The sequence below is a fragment of the Rhizobium sp. UGM030330-04 genome, assembly GCF_003208455.1.
In the GTDB taxonomy this organism is placed as follows: domain Bacteria; phylum Pseudomonadota; class Alphaproteobacteria; order Rhizobiales; family Rhizobiaceae; genus Agrobacterium; species Agrobacterium rhizogenes_A.
This window is the reverse complement of the sequence record NZ_QKML01000048.1, coordinates 1-1,497: the sequence shown is the minus strand read 5'-3', so window position 1 is coordinate 1,497 and position 1,497 is coordinate 1. Positions and strand designations below refer to the sequence as shown.

Genomic DNA, 1,497 nt, shown 5'->3' with positions numbered 1-1,497 from the left:
AGGTTCAGGACATGCGTCTTGGTCGGAACCCCTGACTTCAGCGCCATGTCGACCGCCGACAGTACGGCCTGTTCATCGTGTTGAAGGACAAGCGCCAGGATATCGACCATCTCCCGATCGCCGCCCGGCTTCTTCAGCAGGTATTGCTGTAAGGAACGGAATGCCTCGGGGAGTTCGGCGAATGGTGCGCCATTGCGAAGCGCACCTGGCTTGCGCTGCACCACCGCCAGATAGTGCCGCCAGTCGTAAATTGTCTGTCCCGGCCGATCATGAGATCGATCAATGACACGACGATGCTCGCAAACGATCTGACCTTCTGCAGCGACCACAACACGTTCCGGGTAGACCCGTAGGCTGACCGGTCGATTGGCGAAGGACGCCGGGACGCTATAGCGATTGCGTTCCAGATGCACGAGGCAGGTCGGCGAGACGCGCTTGGTGTATTCAACGAACCCATCGAACAGCCGGGTAATAGGCATGAGCGCGGGTACTTCCTCCGCCCAGATGTCGGCGATGGTGCCGCGCATTTGCCCGTGCGGGGTCTGTGCCCAGAACTCCTTGCAGCGCTGCTCGAGCCAGTCGTTGAGAGCATCCAGCGATGGGAAGCGCGGCGTGGGCTGCCATAGACGATGACGTGCGTCCTGCACGTTCTTCTCGACCTGTCCCTTCTCCCAGCCTGAAGCCGGATTGCAGAACTCGGGTTCGAACAGGTAGTGGCTGGCCATTGCCTGGAAGCGGACGTTGACGTCACGCTCTTTGCCGCGGCCGACCTTGTCGATCGCGGTGCGCATGTTGTCGTAGATGCCACGGCCGGGGATGCCTCCGAACACGCGGAATGCATGATTGTGGGCATCGAACAGCATCTCGTGCGTCTGTAGGAGATAGGCCCGTACGATGAAGGCGCGGCTGTAGCTCAGCTTCGTGTGTGCCACCTGAAGCTTGGTTCGCTCATTGCCGATGATCGCCCAGTCCTCCGACCAATCGAACTGGAAAGCTTCGCCGGGATCGAACGCCAGGGGCACATATGTCCCGCGGCCCGTCGTCTGCAATTCTCTCTGCCGGTCATCACGCCATTCCCGGGCAAATGCGGCCACCCGATTGTAGGAGCCCTCGTAGCCAAGGTTCATCAGGTCGGCATGCAACTGCTTCATCGTCCGCTTCTGTTTACGGTTCTTCTTGGATTCGGTCTTCAGCCAGGCAGACAACCGATCGGCAAAAGGATCGAGCTTGCTCGGCCGCTCCGGGACCTTGAACTTCGGCTCCACGCCGTCCAGACGCAGGTATTTGCGGATGGTATTCCGGGATAGGCCAGTCCTGCGGCAAATCTCCCGGATCGATAAATGTTCTCGAAAATGCCAGCGTCGGATCACGCTCAATAACGCCATGTCGATCACTCCATAGCCCTCGCTGAAAACATGCGAGGGAAGGTTGGAACATGGGTCAATTCTCAATGGAAATATCACGCCACGCCGGGTCAGTTCTCAGTGGCAATCAACA

At 59.0% G+C, this 1,497-nt stretch carries 1 protein-coding gene; it reads right to left on the bottom strand.

The annotated features are described in order from the left end of the window. A partial coding sequence (gene istA, locus N434_RS25395) for an IS21 family transposase (protein ID WP_110760777.1) occupies nt 1-1,385 on the bottom strand: 1,385 nt, incomplete at its 3' end. Between the last annotated feature and the right edge of the window lie 112 nt (nt 1,386-1,497).